This is a genomic window from Dysgonomonas sp. Shenzhen-Wh21, assembly GCF_043392705.1.
In the GTDB taxonomy this organism is placed as follows: Bacteria; Bacteroidota; Bacteroidia; order Bacteroidales; family Dysgonomonadaceae; genus Dysgonomonas.
This window is the reverse complement of record NZ_JAIXHZ010000157.1, coordinates 18,777-34,044: the sequence shown is the minus strand read 5'-3', so window position 1 is coordinate 34,044 and position 15,268 is coordinate 18,777. Positions and strand designations below refer to the sequence as shown.

The 15,268-nt window shown below is 38.0% G+C and carries 12 protein-coding genes; 5 read left to right on the top strand and 7 right to left on the bottom strand.

Annotated elements, in window-relative coordinates; all coding sequences use genetic code 11:
• The first annotated feature begins 1 nt into the window (after window position 1).
• Window positions 2-592, top strand: a complete 591-nt coding sequence (locus LDB17_RS10855; RefSeq protein ID WP_006841553.1) for a sugar O-acetyltransferase — start codon at window positions 2-4, stop codon at window positions 590-592.
• An 87-nt stretch (window positions 593-679) separates the two neighbouring features.
• Window positions 680-3,244, top strand: coding sequence for a hypothetical protein (locus LDB17_RS10850; protein WP_252637040.1), 2,565 nt, complete (start codon window positions 680-682; stop codon window positions 3,242-3,244).
• A 35-nt stretch (window positions 3,245-3,279) separates the two neighbouring features.
• Here the strand turns inward: LDB17_RS10850 and LDB17_RS10845 are convergent, their stop codons facing one another.
• Complete coding sequence (locus LDB17_RS10845) at window positions 3,280-5,328, bottom strand: M48 family metalloprotease (protein WP_252637039.1); 2,049 nt, start codon at window positions 5,326-5,328, stop codon at window positions 3,280-3,282.
• Window positions 5,329-5,715: 387 nt separating this feature from the next.
• Here LDB17_RS10845 and LDB17_RS10840 point away from each other — a divergent pair, with 387 nt between their 5' ends.
• Together LDB17_RS10840 and LDB17_RS10835 are read left to right on the top strand one after the other, a co-directional pair.
• The gene (locus LDB17_RS10840; protein WP_252637037.1) at window positions 5,716-7,743 is read left to right on the top strand and encodes an OPT family oligopeptide transporter; all 2,028 of its coding nucleotides are present in this window, start codon (window positions 5,716-5,718) and stop codon (window positions 7,741-7,743) included.
• 33 nt (window positions 7,744-7,776) lie between these two features.
• On the top strand, window positions 7,777-8,526 hold the full coding sequence (locus tag LDB17_RS10835) for a GNAT family N-acetyltransferase (protein ID WP_252637036.1): 750 nt from the start codon (window positions 7,777-7,779) through the stop codon (window positions 8,524-8,526).
• Window positions 8,527-8,538: 12 nt separating this feature from the next.
• On the opposite strand, the gene LDB17_RS10830 is transcribed toward LDB17_RS10835, so the two are convergent.
• Window positions 8,539-9,447 (bottom strand): DMT family transporter, encoded by a 909-nt coding sequence (locus LDB17_RS10830; RefSeq protein WP_135106568.1) that lies wholly within the window; start codon window positions 9,445-9,447, stop codon window positions 8,539-8,541.
• 232 nt (window positions 9,448-9,679) lie between these two features.
• On the opposite strand from LDB17_RS10830, the gene fsa reads away from it, so the two are divergent.
• Window positions 9,680-10,336, top strand: a complete 657-nt coding sequence (gene fsa / locus LDB17_RS10825; RefSeq protein WP_135106566.1) for a fructose-6-phosphate aldolase — start codon at window positions 9,680-9,682, stop codon at window positions 10,334-10,336.
• Between the two features lie 127 nt (window positions 10,337-10,463).
• Here the strand turns inward: fsa and LDB17_RS10820 are convergent, their stop codons facing one another.
• The 5 genes from LDB17_RS10820 to pstA all read right to left on the bottom strand — a co-directional run bounded on the left by LDB17_RS10820 (window position 10,464) and on the right by pstA (window position 15,268).
• A complete protein-coding gene (locus LDB17_RS10820; RefSeq protein WP_252637035.1) occupies window positions 10,464-12,170 on the bottom strand; it encodes an ATP-binding protein in 1,707 nt (568 codons plus the stop codon).
• A complete protein-coding gene (locus tag LDB17_RS10815) occupies window positions 12,170-12,856 on the bottom strand; it encodes a response regulator transcription factor (protein ID WP_006841561.1) in 687 nt (228 codons plus the stop codon). Before LDB17_RS10815 ends, LDB17_RS10820 begins: the two co-directional genes overlap by 1 nt.
• Window positions 12,857-12,899: 43 nt before the next feature.
• Window positions 12,900-13,592 (bottom strand): phosphate signaling complex protein PhoU, encoded by a 693-nt coding sequence (phoU, locus tag LDB17_RS10810; RefSeq protein ID WP_393925032.1) that lies wholly within the window; start codon window positions 13,590-13,592, stop codon window positions 12,900-12,902.
• Between the two features lie 61 nt (window positions 13,593-13,653).
• Complete coding sequence (pstB, locus tag LDB17_RS10805; protein ID WP_252637033.1) at window positions 13,654-14,400, bottom strand: phosphate ABC transporter ATP-binding protein PstB; 747 nt, start codon at window positions 14,398-14,400, stop codon at window positions 13,654-13,656.
• Between the two features lie 13 nt (window positions 14,401-14,413).
• Window positions 14,414-15,268: a phosphate ABC transporter permease PstA gene (gene pstA / locus LDB17_RS10800; RefSeq protein WP_252637032.1), complete on the bottom strand. Its 855-nt coding sequence runs from the start codon at window positions 15,266-15,268 to the stop codon at window positions 14,414-14,416.

The following is a 15,268-nucleotide window of genomic DNA, read 5'->3' as shown; positions in this document are numbered from 1 at the left end:
AATGAAAACAGAGAAAGAAAAAATGCTGGCAGGCGAATATTATGATCCGGGAGATACCGAATTGATTACACGCTGGCATTTGGCAAAAAAACTAACACAGCAATACAACCAAACAGCGAGCGACGATAAGGAAACGCTAGATAAATTGCTCGGTCAGATCCTTGGATCGAAAGGAGAAAACGTTTGGATTACTGCACCTTTTTATGTCGATTATGGTGAAAATATCCATATTGGAGACAATTGCGAAATCAATATGAATTGTGTGTTTCTTGATTGCAACAAAATAACAATCGGGAATAATACAGGTATAGGTCCCAATGTACAGATATACGCTGTTTCGCATCCCGTAAACCCGAATGAACGCTTATCTTACAATACCGATGAGAATGCAGCACCTTCGTTCTGGAAAATAGATTCGGCACCGGTAACTATCGGTTCTAATGTATGGATATGCGGGGGATCTATTATACTTGCCGGTGTAACTATCGGCGACAATACTACTATCGGAGCAGGGAGTGTGGTCACAAAATCGATTCCAGCAAATTGTCTTGCAGCAGGCAATCCATGTAAAGTAATAAGAGAATTAAAGTAAATTGAGTTTGCTTTTCGTTTTTTTAATTACATTTACACCGATACTCTACAACAAAACATTATTACACCAGAAATAAACTGTAAAATATTGCTTAAACCACTCCTCAAATATTACATCACAATATTCAGCTTTATCTGCTTACACTTTACTTCGCTAAATGTATTGGCACAAGATAATGCGGATGATTCTATACCTGTGCGCATTGGGCAAAATATAGAAAAGCCTATCTATTCTAACGAAAAGAAAAAGCACAGTTCGTTTTATACCTGGGCGTGGGGAAAACATTACAGAGACGTATACTACAAACCCATCACAGCCAAAGCAGTATCTTTAGATTCATCCTATGGAGGGCTATCCATTATCAGCGAACGCCCGATGCTTCATGCGTTTATTCTGAAGAACAAACGAGACCAGCTATTTATGCTAAAGCCACTTGGCGGCTCATCAAGCTTTTTGGAGTCCAAATTTTTCAGGGATGTATATCATCATGAAGATTTTAAAGATACATATCTGGATGATTTTATTACTGAAGCGTATACAATCGTTCATCCATATATGTTTCTTGTGTCGGAAAAGTTGGCAAGGTCGGCAAATATTTGTTCGATGAATACCCGTATTTACTACATGCTTGACGACCAGACGGACACGATTATAGACGATAATCAACTAAAGAATAAGCTCGTGAGTATATCAGAGCTGCCTGCTTTGAAGAATAAAAAGATTCTCACCAATGTAGAGACATTAATAGATAGCCTCCACAGCACGAGTCCTACATCAGTAGATCAGGACTTATATATCAAGATGCGATTGTTTGATATGCTTATCGGCGATTGGAACAAAGTATCGGAAAACTGGTACTGGATATCAACTCAGAAAGGTGATTCCGTTATATATCAACCCCAGGTGATAGACAGAAGCCATGCTTTCTCCAAAGTAGACGGTTTTCTCTTCAAAGGACTATTAGGAATGCTGGGTGTCGGCTTTATTACCAACTATGAAGCTCCTATAAAAAATATCAAGAAAATAAACACACTGGCTCAGCCTCTCGATATTGCAATTACGCAAAGAAGCACAGCCGAAGACTGGCAAGAGCAAGCACGAATATTAAAATTAGACTTAACAGATAGGGATATAGACAATGCGTTTTCGGCACTACCGAAGGAAATGCAAAATGAGGATATCAACAAACTAAAAGAAAGACTTAAAGCCAGAAGAAAAAATCTGGAGGATATCGCTTTGAAATATTATACTACTTTACAAAAGAATCCGGTTATAACGGGTACAGATAGAAGCGAGAAGTTTGTAATAGATCAGAATGGAAAGGAATTGCACATACGCATCTTTGATAAAAACACCAATAAGCTAACTTTTTATAAGAAATATTCACCAAAACGGACAAAAGAAATATGGCTATACGGACTAGGAGGTGAAGACAGCTTCGAAGTAAATAAACGGAGAAGAAATATTGCGATCTTACTTATTGGAGGTAACGATAATAACGACTATGAGGTAAAACAAGGTAATAACGTATTTATTTACGAGTCGAAGTCGGAGAAAGAACAGCTAAAAGCCACCAAGAACGCAAAAGTAATTATCCCTAACGACGAAAGTGCATTGGAGTATGACTATCAGCGATTGAGACACACATCACTTTCTGTCACTCCGATAGGAATCTATGACTCCGATTTGGGTTTGAATCTCGGGACATCCTTTTCGTACACCGTATACGGTTTTAGGCGAGCTCCTTACACTCGAAGACATCAGATAAGCTACGATTTAAACAATGGGTTTATATATCAGGGAATTTTTCCAAGCTATGATGAGAAAAAGAGCCTGCACGTATTGGCTCTGGTAGGTAGCCCTTCTTATTTTAGCAACTTCTTCGGGTTCGGCAACAACACGGATGGTTATAAAAATGAGAACAAGAATTACAATCGTGTTAATATCAAAAAGTACATGTTAAAGCCGTCTTTGTATTACAATATAAACAAAGACCAGACATTCAACATCTACACTTCCATAGAATCGTATAAAGTGAAGAACCCTAAAAATCGTGATCGCTTCATCAATACATTCTACGATGATGATAACTCCATATTCTCTACCAAATACTTTGTTGATCTTGGGGCGGCGTATGAGTTCAATAAGAAAATGCAATCTTTTGTTTCGTCTGTCAAGTTCTCCGTTTCGTCGGGTTGGACTGTAAACGTAACCAAACCTCAGAACAATTTTGCTTATACAACAGGAGAATTCGGGTTCAATCTTAAACTAACAGACAGAATTACTTTTGCTACTCTACTTAAAGGAAAAAGCCTGTTCTCTGACAAATATGATTTCTTTCAGGCAGCAACAACCGAGCTGAGAGGATATCGGAGCAACCGCTTCATCGGTCGTCATTCATTCTATCAATATTCGGATATACGGCTCGATATGGGACGGCTCAACAATCCCCTCACTCCGCTTAACTATGGAATATTTGTTGGGGTAGATCATGGACGTGTATGGTATCCTGAAGATGTTTCACAAAAGTGGCATTCCTCTTATGGAGGAGGATTCTGGCTAACATTACTGCGCAAATTCACAGGTAAATTCTCTTATTTTGGTTCGAGCGATGCCAACAGGCTAATGTTTGAGCTTGGTATGGGATTTTGATTTACAACCCGAATAAGGAATAAGCTTATTTACAATTACCTTTCTGCTAACAAAGCTATCTGAAAGTCCAATAAATCTCGCTTGGATAAAAAGTAACTCCTCGATATAAAGTAATAATAATAATTTACTGCTTGAAACATTGTATCTAAATACTCCTGATCAGAGTCCGGATTTTTTGAATAAGACCAATTTCCTCCGAAGTAATTACTCAGGTTATCATTCATCGTTTTTGTAATTTCCTGTGCCAAAAGATTTTTTTTCAAAAATTGTTTTAGCTCTTGCTTCAATATTATTTCCAATTCGGAAAACTCTCTAAATATATCTTCCACCTGTTCATCTGATGTTGCCCGCCCCAAGGAATCGGCTTGTTCTGTAAACTTCGAGAAAAGCTGGAACTTTTTTTCGTAACCCATATCCTCATCAAAAAGAGTAATATATTTAGTCTTCAATTCACTTTCGATCCCTCTTATTTTCGCCTGATTATAGAAAAAGCGATAAATAGCTATATCGTTCTTTTTTATTTCTGCCTTAAGAGCTTGCATTTGGGCATCTAGTTTTACCTCCAACGCTCCGGCTTCCTTTCTCATATATTTCTTTCCATCATATTCAAACCTTTTGATAGGAACTTTCTTTGTGTAAATATTATTCAACGTGTTTCTATCTGCTTCTATCGAAATATAACTATAGACCATATCAACCTTTTCTTTCGCAAATAATCTATCCATTGCCTCTATTTGTGAAAAATCTGTTATCTCCGATAGGTCAAATGGAATAATATTCTTTTCATCATAATAACCATTATACTGTTTTGGAAAAGTATTTTTATTATAATCGTCTATAAACTCTTTCTTAAATTCGTCTATAGTCAACCGTCTGACATCTTTGTCGAACGTAGAATAATAAAAGACTTTTACAGTCATTTTTTTCTCGATTGTACCATCATTCGAAAACAAATCTATTGCCAGATTATTCTTTACACTATCCTTCGTGATATTAAGCTCTATCAAGGCATTTACTCTTTCCTCTGTAGTTGGATGCGAAGCCCATTGATCATCTACATTTAGCTTAGACTTATTGTATTTCCTGGGGTCTTCTAATGCAACCAGTGGTAAGTTATTTTTGAGTGGCGTATTATTTTCCTTTACAAGAATATCTAAAACAAACAATTGATCTTGATATAGATTCTCACTTATTATCTTATCATCGCTCTTCTTTTCATAAAAGTTGATCGCAAGATTATAAGCATGTTGCGCAAGATCGAGCCTCACCAATGATTCCTGAAGTGCTAGGCTACCTGCTACATTAGCAGCTACCTGATCGGCGTGAAATTCCATTTCTCTTGATAGTGCTAAATGTTTCAGGTTAACATAATCATATAATTTTCTCAATACCCACTGAATTCCCTGAATCACTTTGACGGCTATAATCACAAAAATAGAAAAATAGCCTGTGATACTCGCCCAGCCACTTATCATCTTGTCGAACGACTCATTTTCGTACAGCATGTTATAGATTACCTGATTCACGTTGTATACATAGCTGCCTACACTCATACTGCGTTGAGAAAAGTGCCCGAACTCATGGGCTAGTATTGCTTTCAGTTCTTGTTCTGTAACTGTATTTACAAGCCCCATGCCTATTTGCAGATTTTTAGAAATAGGGAAAAACATACTCCAGAAACTGGAATCATAAAATACGGCAGCATTTACATCACTCGACATATATACTTTCTTAGGAAACTTTGTTCCCACCTCTACTACTATTTCTTCTATCATACCAAACAACCGAGGATAGTCTTTAGAGGTAATTTCTTCTAAATGACTCCTATCTACGGAGTGTTCTTTAAATAAAAATTTAAATAAGAAAAACAGAATTATAATTCCAATACTGGCCAACCCTATTCCTAATAAAATAGTTATAAATTTAGGAAAGTTTACTATAAGCATAATACCCCCATAGGCACATAATGCAGTAAGCATTATAGCGAGGATAAGCAACATTATATAAACAATAATGAAAACGACTATAGAAAAAATAGCACCAAGTGTTTTCTTCCTGAAATTATCAGATAACTGTATGTTCATAGTATAATAGATATAGTTTTATTTCTACTTGAGAAAACAAAAATATTAAATAAAATGAGATACAAAACAGGCTGCGTTTTATAATCCATAATTTATCTTATATCAGTTACTGATCAGAACAAAAAGGTGACAGATAAAGACAGGCTAAAAAGTGTCACTTTTGTCACCTTTTATTCTCAAAACATCCAGTAATAAACTTACAATGTGACACTTAACAAGAATTTGGGATTATCGTATAAAAATCGCATTTTGTCACTTTTAAAACTTTATGATGTTGGAAATAAAAAAGATGTTGGAATAAGTTCTTTTTCATAACTGTAAAAAATAATGTAGATTTGTATCTGTAATACTTTCAGTAGAAATTTGTAACAAAAAAATAGTTAGCCCGTGAAAACAGAAAATGAAGACAAGATAAGCGGATTACCTGAAAACGCTTTTCATGAGCTCAAAGAGGGAGAAGAGTACAACCCCATAATGTCTCCCAATAAGCAATACAAAGAAGTTACGCCATGGTCGGTTATGTGGGGACTGCTGATGGCCGTTTTGTTTAGTGCTGCAGCAGCCTATCTGGGTCTGAAAGTAGGACAGGTATTCGAAGCCGCTATCCCTATCGCTATTATTGCCGTAGGGCTATCAAGCGCCACCAAGCGTAAAAACGCACTTGGAGAAAATGTTATAATACAATCCATTGGGGCAAGTAGCGGGGTTATTGTAGCCGGCGCTATATTCACCCTGCCTGCACTTTACATCCTGCAAGCTAAATATCCCGATATTTCGGTCGATTTCTTTCAGGTATTTCTTAGTTCACTGCTCGGAGGTATATTAGGAATCTTGTTTCTTATTCCTTTCCGCAAATATTTTGTTTCCGATATGCACGGAAAATATCCTTTCCCCGAAGCTACCGCCACTACACAAGTACTGGTATCGGGCGAAAAAGGAGGAGATCAGGCCAAGCCCCTTATTATGGCGGGGCTGATAGGTGGACTTTATGACTTTGTTATAGCTACATTCGGCGCATGGGGCGAAACCTTTACATCGCGTGTAATCCCCTACGGTGAAGCCTTAGCCAATAAAGCGAAGATGCTATTCAGTGTCAACGTTGGAGCAGCGGTTCTCGGCTTGGGATATATAGTAGGATTAAGATATGCCGCTATCATCTGTGCCGGTTCGGCATTAGTTTGGTTCGTGCTTGTTCCTCTTATGCCATTATTAGGAGATACGACATTGCAAATGTTAAATCCCGCAGCTTATTTGCCCGGAGGAGGGCTTATTGATGGAATATCATCAGCCAGCCCTGAAGTGATATTCTCATCTATGGCACGCCATATTGGTATCGGAGGTATCGCAATGGCGGGGATAATCGGTATCATTCGGTCATGGCCTATTATCAAAAGTGCTGTAGGACTTGCTTCTAAAGAATTTAAAGGAGGGAATAAAGATGCATCGAAGATAGATAAGCGTACCCAGCTTGATCTCCCAATGAAAATAATTTCTATCGGAGTAATAGTAGCGTTGCTTGCAACATTCATTTTCTTCTATCTGGGAGTAATGCATAATCTGTTCTATGCTGTTATTGCTATTCTTGTTGTAGCCATAATTGCTTTCTTATTCACCACTGTAGCTGCCAATGCGATTGCCATAGTGGGTACAAACCCTGTTTCGGGAATGACACTGATGACCCTTATCCTTGCCTCTGTTATCATGGTGGCAGTAGGACTAAAAGGTACTTCGGGTATGGTAGCAGCCCTGATTATGGGAGGGGTAGTATGTACGGCCCTGTCTATGGCAGGTGGATTTATAACCGACCTAAAGATCGGTTATTGGCTGGGAACAACTCCGGCTAAACAACAATCGTGGAAGTTTCTAGGAACACTCGTTTCTGCTGCAACAGTAGGAGGAGTAATGATCATATTGAACGATACGTACGGCTTTACCGGAGAGGGTGCTCTTGTAGCTCCACAGGCTAACGCAATGGCTGCCGTTATAGACCCTCTGATGTCGGGTACTGGTGCACCATGGATACTATATGGCATTGGAGCATTGATCGCCCTATTGCTTACATTTTTCAGAGTACCGGCTCTTGCATTTGCCTTAGGAATGTTTATCCCACTTCAACTGAATGTGCCGCTATTGGTTGGTGGTGCAGTAAACTGGTATGTAGGCAGTCGTAGCAAAGATAAAGCATTGAATTCGGCACGATTGGACAAAGGAACATTATTGGCATCAGGATTCATTGCCGGAGGTGCTTTGATGGGTGTTGTTAGCGCAACCTTACGTTTCGGAGGAGTTGATCTGGTAAATAAAGAATGGTTAGACTCTGCAGGCTCACAATGGCTCGCGTTGTTGATGTATGCCGTAATCATATTCTATCTGGGCTATTCATCAATGAAAGCTAAGAAAGGCGGACTGAAATAAGACGAGATATATGTTAGTTTGAAACAAAAGCAGATGATTGATGATTTTGTAAACTTAACAATAGAAAACCTTACCGATGAGCACTTATGCTGCATTATCCGTAGTAAAAAGACCCATCAAGGTATTGAAGCAAAAAGACAATGGCTCTCAGACAGACTGAATGAGGGCCATGTCTTTAGAAAACTAAATGCAAAGGCTACCGTTTTTATCGAATATGCCCCTTTGGAAAGGGCTTGGGTTCCCATAATCGGCGACAACTATTACTATGTATATTGCTTGTGGGTTTTGGGCAATTATAAAGGAAAAGGGTATGGAAGATCGCTAATGGAGTATTGCCTGGCTGATGCAAAGAAAAAGGGCAAATCGGGCATCTGCATGCTGGGAGCACAAAAACAAAAATCGTGGCTCTCTGATCAATCATTTGCAAAAAGGTTTGGATTCGAGGTTGTTGATACGACCGACAATGGATATGAATTACTAGCACTTTCTCTTGACGGAACAACACCTCAGTTTACACAAAATGCCAAGAGCCTGAAAATAGCAAACAAAGAGCTTACAATTTATTATGATATGCAATGTCCCTATGTCTATCAGAGTATTGAGATGACAAAAGAGTATTGCGAAACGAACAACGTCCCGGTGTCATTCATTCAAGTGGATACGCTGCAAAAGGCAAAAGAGCTGCCTTGCGTTTTCAACAACTGGGGAGTATTTTATAAAGGAACTTTTGAGACTGTGAACCTGTTAGATATATCCTATTTAAAGAGAATACTCAAAGGCTGAAAATATATTTTCTTATACAACCTTTTTCTTCAACCCAAATCTGAATCCTTTCTCGGCAACATATACACCGAATAGAATAAACACAGACCCTAGAAGAGCAACCAATGTAATATGTTCATCTATTACAATGGCAGAAGTAAGCAGTGTTACCAGCGGTACGAAGTAGATATAGTTGGATGTCTGCACAATACCAAGTTCTTTTACAGCTGTGTTCCATGCTATAAAACAAAGCAATGAAGCAATCAGGCCTAAGAACAACAGGTTAGCAATAATAACAGGCTGCACAAGCAATTCGGGATGAAGGGATGAAGGGCTAAAAGCAAGAAAAGGCAGCATGGTAATTATACCATAAATAAATACCTTACGGGTAATAAAAAGTGTTGAATAACGCCCGTTGACTTTGCGCAATACAATCCCATAAAAAGCCCACGACAGGGCAGACAATATTGTCAGAATATCACCTAGAGGATTGATCTGCAATATAAAGCTACCGTTGAAAACAACCAAGCCAACCCCAAGCAGAGCAGTGAGCGAGCCAAATATAAGGGATGCTTTCAATTTTTCCTTTCTGTACATTAAATAAGAAAGGAAGGCGGTAAATATGGGAGAAGTACATATAATAAGAGAGACATTGGACGCCAGAGTTATTTGCAGTGCGGTATTTTCGAATACAAAATAGAGGGAACCCCCGCATAGTCCGGCGGCAACAAACAGGAGCTCATCTTTAACAGATTTAGCAAAAAGCCTTTTCGGGCAGACAAACCAAATACCTATATATGCCAACAGGAAGCGATAGATCAGAATTTCGGAAGGAGATAATCCATACCCTATAAGAACCTTTGTAGAAACAAAGGTAGTACCCCAAACAATCACAGTGAGAATAGCAATAGTATGATACCAGTAGTGTTTAGATATAGCCATAGCGTTTTGTTGAGATAAACCAGAATGAGATTGCAAAAGTAATAGGTATTATCTCATATGGCAACGATCTGCTAAACAATCTTTTCAACAGAGTTCAAAAGAATTATATCTGTCTATATATTAAGATAGTATAAAGCATATCCAGAACGGAAACAAACAGCCTTTCTGATTTGTTTTAATTAAAATATATTCGGATATTAGAGGATAGTATTCATAAATATAATAACATATCATGAAATTCTTTATCGACACAGCGAATTTGGATCAAATCCGCGAAGCTAACAATTTAGGAGTATTAGACGGAGTAACCACCAATCCGTCCCTTATGGCAAAGGAAGGAATAAAAGGAGTAGAAAATCAACGGAATCATTATTTGGAAATCTGCAAAATTGTAGATGGAGATGTCAGCGCAGAAGTGATCTCTACAGATTATGAAGGGATGATACGCGAGGGTGAAGAGCTTGCGGCTTTACACAAAAACATTGTTGTGAAAGTCCCTTGTATAGAGGATGGAATCAAGGCGATTAAATATTTCACGAAGAAAGGAATCCGCACGAATTGCACATTGGTGTTTTCTGTTGGTCAGGCTTTATTAGCAGCAAAAGCAGGGGCTACCTATGTCTCTCCATTTGTTGGACGTCTTGATGATATTTCAAGTGATGGCATCGAGCTAGTAAGTAAGATCGTAGATATGTATACTACTTATGATATGTCTACTCAGGTGTTGGCTGCATCTATCCGCAGTACTCAACATATTATACAGTGTATCGAAGTAGGGGCTGATGTTGCTACTTGCCCATTGTCTGCAATCAAAGGATTACTTAAGCATCCTCTTACAGATAGTGGATTAGCCACATTCCTTGCCGATTATAAAAAAGTAAACGGATAAATCTGAAATATCTTTCGTTGTTCTGAGTGAAGTGAAGAATTTATTTTGAGTCTGGCTCTAAAGATGCTTCGTTTCCCTCAGGATGACAAAGAGATTGTAAGCGATGGTTTAATATAAAATCAGGATTCTACTTCTTTAGCTTGAATAAGAATTCCAAACCACCCTCTTTTCTATTTTTAGCAATAATAGAACCATTGTGAAATGCGATGGCATTCTTAACGATAGAGAGCCCTAAGCCCGAACCTCCTGTATCACGAGTGCGCCCTTCATTAACTCTATAGAAGCGTTCGAATAAGCGTTTCAAGTGCTTTTCATCAGAGATTCCTACTCCTGTATCGTAGAATGAGAAGTAATAATAGTCTTTGTCTTCGTTGTATACACTTACACATATTGTTACATCTTCTCCTGCATAGCGAATAGTATTATCCACCAAATTACGAAAGATAGAATATAACAAACTCCTATTCCCATTTATCGTCAGACTTTCGGGAATATTATTGGTTGTCATTACTATATTTTTGCTTTGTAAAGCTGTCGCAAGATCGTCATTCAATTCATTAAGCAACTGATAAATGTTTACTTCTTCTTTTCGGAAAGAAGTTGGTGCTTCCTCTATTTTAGTTATCAAACTCATATCTCCTATCAATTCCGAAAGGATGATTGTCTGATTGTAAGCCTTACTTATAAAGTGCTGCTTCTTACTTTCGTCTAAAGCCAATTGTACAAGTACTGTTTCGAGATATCCCCGTATACTTGTTACAGGTGTGCGCAGTTCGTGTGCTATATTGCTTGTCATTTCCTGTTTCAGCAGTCGGGTTTTCTCTTCCTCTGTCATGTCATTCAGTACGATCTCAAAACTACGGTCTTCGAATATATTCAACCGCAGAATAAAGAGTCTTCCATGCTTTCTTATATGTATCTCAAAATAATTTTCTTCCTTATCTTCGCGCGACAGAAAATCATTGAGTTCATCAAAAGCACTATCTGAGAATATTTCTTTGGGGTTGCTATTCGGTTCACTCGAAATTGTGTTGAGATATTGAATAAATAGCCCATTATAAAATTCAACATTTCTATCTGCCGAAAAGAAACAAATTCCTTCTTCGGATGAATGAACGTGTTGCAATAACTTCTCTCGTTCGAGAGCTATTCGCTTTTGGCTTCTTCTTAGCTGTTTGTAATTTTCTACAAGCTTGGTACTTATTTGCCCCAATTCATCATTCGGAAAATCAAGCTTCGGAAGCTTATCACTATCTGAAGTCATTACAAAATCTCGAAGCTGCCTGATCGATTTTCCAAAACGGTTTGTTATGGCATTCAGCAGAATGAGTATAATAAAGAAAAATGCTAATATAAAATACAAAAATAAATTATCAGGCTCTAAAAAACGCCGTGTTTGGATATCATATGGAAGGGCTACCCGAACATAACCGTTGCCTATCTTTTTTGCATAATATAGATATTCCTTGTTGAGAGAAGCAGACATTCTTATATTACTACCTCGTCCTTTTGCTATTGCTGCTTGTACTTCGGGGCGCATTGTATGATTTTCGAGAGTATGCACATCTTTTACAGAGTTGTCGTACAATACATTCCCGTCATTATCGATTAAGGTAAGGCGTATATTTGAAGGAAGAAGCTGTTCGAGGCTATCCAGAGACAAGAAGCCATGACTAGAGTTAATGATTTCGGCATAAGCATCCAATTTTTCCTCCAATGCTTCAGTTCTTAACCTCCGCTCTCTCGACTGCTCGAAAACAAAGATTCCGGCAGTAAATAGAGTGAAAATAATAGCAAAGTATAAAAACAATCGTTGCTTATAAGTCAGCTTCATTATTCTCCTATATTAAATCTATAACCATAACCCGAACGATTGGCGATAAGTGAAGAGTATTCTCCCATTTTTTTCCTCAGGCGGGCAATATGCACATCCACAGTCCGCTCTGTAATATAAGGGGTTTCACGCCATACAGTCTGGATAATATCTTCACGAGAAAACACCTTATCTACATTTGTTGCCAATAAAGCAAGTATCTCAAACTCGGTTTTTGTAAGTGCTACTTTTTCTCCATCAACAGTTAATTCTTTTTTGTCCATATTGATCACAATACCGGCAAAGGTTAACTCAGTAGTTGACTCCTTTGTATTTTTTTTGACTTCCAGTCTTTTTACCACTGCTTTGATACGGGCAATAACTTCCTTTATAGAGAATGGCTTCGAAATATAATCATCTCCTCCCACCGAGAAACCAGTAAGCATATCATTCTCGGTATCTTTGGCCGTTAAGAAAACAATAGGAATATTATTGCCTTCTTTCCTCAGCTTTTCCGCCATTTTGTAGCCGGACATTCCTCCCATCATTACATCTAGGAGGATAAGAGAAAAATCGGGGTTCAATTTCTTAAGAGCTTCTTCTGCCGAATAAGCTAATTCAACGTCAAAGCCTTCGTTGCTTAAATTGAATTCTAATATCTCGCAAATGTCTTTCTCGTCATCAACGATCAGGATCTTATTTCCCATACATTCTGTATTTACTCTTTACAAAGATAAGCTATTCAAGAAATTACTCATCTTTTTTTTCAATTTTTCCTATTTTACCCGAGTGTTTAAGAACTTTGGCATCAACATAAAAGACAATCTCTTCTACGATATTGCTACAATGGTCTCCAATGCGTTCCAACTTGCGAATAAGCAGTAAAAGCTTCAAACCGCAATATATAAAAGTAGGGTTATTTTCCAGATAGACCGTCAATACATCTATGGCATTGCGATAGATATTATCTACCTCTTCATCTTTGGCTAATATTTTACCGGCTATTTTTGTATTTTCCGACTCGAGAGCTACAAATACATCCGAAAGCATTCCTATCAGTACATCGAATACTCTTTCTAATTGCAACTCTTCCAACAATTGTGAGCCCGGCTTATTACAGTCATCATCGATCACATATCGAGCTATTCCATCACAGAAATCACTAATACGTTCCAACGTGCTACTAATCTTTATGAGTGATAAGATCAGCCTTAAGTCTACAGCCACAGGACTGTAGAGAGCAATATAGTTTTCGCAATCGCTATCTATTTTCAACTCGAATGCATTCACGCGCTTCTCACGGCTTACAATCTCACGGGCAAGCTCTACATCTCCATTAAGAAAAGATTGTTTTGCTTTTTCTAACTGAGATATAACCAACTTCCACATCTGATTTACCTCTTCTCTCAGAGCTAACATTTCCCGTTCTGTATGTTTCATCATATTCATCTCTTCCTTCTTTTAATTGTAATTTTAAGAAACTAATTTTAATTTAAACTCCTTCTTAACCGAATCTTCCGGTTATATAATTTTGAGTTTCTTGCTTTTGCGGATTTAAGAACATCTTTTTTGTCTCACTGAATTCAACCAATTCTCCTAACATAAAGAATCCGGTTTTATCACTTACCCGCGCCGCTTGTTGCATATTGTGAGTAACAATAACAATTGTATAGTCTTTCTTAAGATTATGGATCAGTTCCTCTATTTTTGAAGTAGAGATCGGGTCGAGAGCCGATGCCGGCTCGTCCATCAACAAGATAGAGGGAGACACGGCTAATGCCCTTGCAATACAAAGACGTTGCTGCTGTCCTCCCGATAATTCGAATGCCGATTTCTTTAGTTTATCTTTCACCTCATCCCATAAGGCTGCTGCCTTGAGAGACTCTTCAACTCGCTGCTCCAAATCTTTTTTACTAGCCATGTCATTTACGCGCAAGCCATAGGCTACATTTTCAAATATCGATTTGGGAAAAGGATTAGGTTTCTGAAAAACCATCCCTACTCTTTTTCTCAATTCATCTACCTGAACTGTCTTATCGTATATATTTTCATTTTCAATTAAACACTCTCCGGTAAGTCTTGTTCCGTCGATAAGGTCATTCATCCTATTAAAAAGGCGTAGGAATGTAGACTTTCCGCATCCTGAAGGTCCGATGAAAGCCGTAATAGTGTTGGCCTCCATTTTCATATTTATACCCTTCAATGCATGAAAGTCTCCGTAATAAAAATCTATATTTTTTGCTTCAATCATTTTCTTATTCTAATTAATTAGTCTTTACTTTTTTGCCGAAGTAACGTCTTAAAACAGTAGCTAAAATATTCATAAATAACACAATGACAATCAAAACCAATGCCGTTCCGTAAGCAATAGGACGAGAGGCTTCTATATCGGTACCACTAGTTGCTATTACATAAAGATGGTATGGTAATGCCATCACCTGATCATACATACTTTCGGGCAACTTAGGCAAGAAATAGGCTGCAACCGTAAATAGAATCGGAGCAGTTTCTCCTGATACACGCCCTATAGACAAAATTAAACCGGTAGTTATATTGGGAAGAGCAGCAGGCAAAACAACCCTACGAATGGTTTGCAATTTAGTTGCTCCCAGTGCCAGACTTCCTGTACGGTACGAATCGGGTACAGCTTTGAGTGCTTCTTCGGTAGTACGAATAATAAGAGGAAGAACAAGCAAGCCAAGTGTTAATGAACCGGCAATAATAGAATCGCCAAAACCGAGCGTATTTACAAATAAAGCCATACCAAAAAGTCCAAAAACAATGGAAGGAATACTCCCCAGATTATTGGTCATAATGCGTATGAATTTCACAATCCAGCTGTTTCCGGCATATTCATTTGTATAAATAGCAGACATTACTCCCAATGGGAAAGCAAATATCATACTGCCTATAATCAGATACATAGTTCCTACGATAGCCGGAAATATTCCGCCCGAAGTCATACCTTCTGTTGGAGCTGAAGTTAAAAACTCCCAATTGATAACCCCTACACCGTTGTATATGATAAATCCTAATATCCAGAAAAGGATACCTACTACTGCTATACCGAGTATACGAAATATAATAAATGCAATACGCTGACTTAATTTCTTATCCAT

Bases quoted from the DNA above. Each gene is read 5' to 3' on its own strand.
- LDB17_RS10845 (WP_252637039.1), bottom strand. From the start codon at position 5,328: ATGAACATACAGTTATCTGATAATTTCAGGAAGAAAACACTTGGTGCT.
- LDB17_RS10835 (WP_252637036.1), top strand. From the start codon at position 7,777: ATGATTGATGATTTTGTAAACTTAACAATAGAAAACCTTACCGATGAG.
- LDB17_RS10855 (WP_006841553.1), top strand. From the start codon at position 2: ATGAAAACAGAGAAAGAAAAAATGCTGGCAGGCGAATATTATGATCCG.
- LDB17_RS10815 (WP_006841561.1), bottom strand. From the start codon at position 12,856: ATGGGAAATAAGATCCTGATCGTTGATGACGAGAAAGACATTTGCGAG.
- fsa (WP_135106566.1), top strand. From the start codon at position 9,680: ATGAAATTCTTTATCGACACAGCGAATTTGGATCAAATCCGCGAAGCT.
- pstA (WP_252637032.1), bottom strand. From the start codon at position 15,268: ATGGATAAGAAATTAAGTCAGCGTATTGCATTTATTATATTTCGTATA.
- LDB17_RS10820 (WP_252637035.1), bottom strand. From the start codon at position 12,170: ATGAAGCTGACTTATAAGCAACGATTGTTTTTATACTTTGCTATTATT.
- LDB17_RS10830 (WP_135106568.1), bottom strand. From the start codon at position 9,447: ATGGCTATATCTAAACACTACTGGTATCATACTATTGCTATTCTCACT.
- pstB (WP_252637033.1), bottom strand. From the start codon at position 14,400: ATGATTGAAGCAAAAAATATAGATTTTTATTACGGAGACTTTCATGCA.
- phoU (WP_393925032.1), bottom strand. From the start codon at position 13,592: ATGATGAAACATACAGAACGGGAAATGTTAGCTCTGAGAGAAGAGGTA.